This is a genomic window from Streptomyces zingiberis, assembly GCF_012034935.1.
GTDB classification, from domain to species: domain Bacteria; phylum Actinomycetota; class Actinomycetes; order Streptomycetales; family Streptomycetaceae; genus Streptomyces; species Streptomyces zingiberis.
In genome coordinates this window covers 1-1,315 of record NZ_JAATEN010000053.1, presented here as the reverse complement: position 1 = coordinate 1,315, position 1,315 = coordinate 1, and the positions used below count along the sequence as shown (strand labels likewise).

The window sequence follows — 1,315 nt, the reverse complement described above, 5'->3', positions numbered from 1 at the left end:
TGCCTCCCGGCCATGGCTCTCGACATCCACCAGCACACCCGTGCCACCGTCCGCCCGCCGGCGGGCGACCGCGCCCGCGAGCGCGGCCAGCAGCACATCGTGCACCCCGCAGTGGAAGACGGCGGGGGTCCTGTCGACCAGCGTGCGGGCCTGCCGCGAGGGAAGTGTCCAGGTGTGGCGGACCAGGGTCGCCGCGGTGTCCCGGGCGGGGTCGGGGGCCGGCAGGCCCAGTGGCGGAGGTACGCCGTCGAGCAGGGTGGTCCAGGCGCCGAGTTCGGCGGTGCGTTCCTGGGAGGTGGCCTGATCGGCCAGGGCCCGGGCCCAGACGCGGAACGGTGTCCCCACCGGATCGAGCCCGGGCGCCCGGCCCGCCACCGCGGACTCATAGGCGGCCCGCAGGTCCGGCAGCACAATCCGCCAGGACACCCCGTCCACCACCAGGTGATGCACCACCACGGCCAGCCGGCCCACACGCCCCGGGCCCGCATCCACCCACACGACCTGCAACACCACCCCCGCGGAAGGATCCAGCCGCCCCGCCGCCTCCCGCGCCACACGGGCCGCGAGATCGTCCAGCGAACCGTCCGCCATATCCGTGGCGTCCACGCGGACCACCGCGCCGGCCGCGTTCACCGAGTCCTTCGCGGGGACCGACAGCACCGGCCCGGCGGGCAGGCGGAGGACGGCGGCCCGCAGCATGTCGTGGGTGCCGAGCAGCGCGGCGACGGCCGTGACCAGCGCACCCTGATTCAACCCGGGCGGAGCACCCACGACCGACCACTGAGCCAGCCCCGGACGGACCGCGAACCCACCCAGCTCCCGCATCACCGGCGTCCACGGCACCTCACCCGTACCACCCCCCGGCGCCCGAACCTCCCCACCCACAGGCCGCGCCACCACGGCCAAACCGGCCGCGGTCTCCCGCTCGAACACATCCTGCGCCGTGAAGAGCAAACCCACCCGGCGCCCCCGCGCGGCCAACTGCATCGACATGATCGAATCCCCGCCCAGAGCGAAGAAACTCTCCTCCACCCCCACCCGCTCCACACCCAGCACCTCAGCGAACAGCTCACACAGAGCACACTCCGCCTCCGACGACGGCCCCCGCCCGGCAACCCGCCCCACCACCTCAGGCGCCGGCAACGCACCCCGGTCCACCTTCCCGTTCCCCGTCACCGGCAGCACGTCCAGCACAAGCACAACCGCCGGGACCATGTACTCAGGCAGAGTTCCCGCCACGTGCTCGCGCACCTTCCGCACGTCCACCGGCTCCGCCGGGTCCGTGACGACGTAACCGACGAGGCGGCGTTCCTCA

Annotated in this window: 1 protein-coding gene; it reads right to left on the bottom strand. The window is 73.7% G+C overall.

What is annotated here, in order from left to right; genetic code table 11:
* On the bottom strand, positions 1–1,315 hold a 1,315-nt coding region (locus HCK00_RS26630), incomplete at both ends, for a condensation domain-containing protein (protein WP_240966247.1).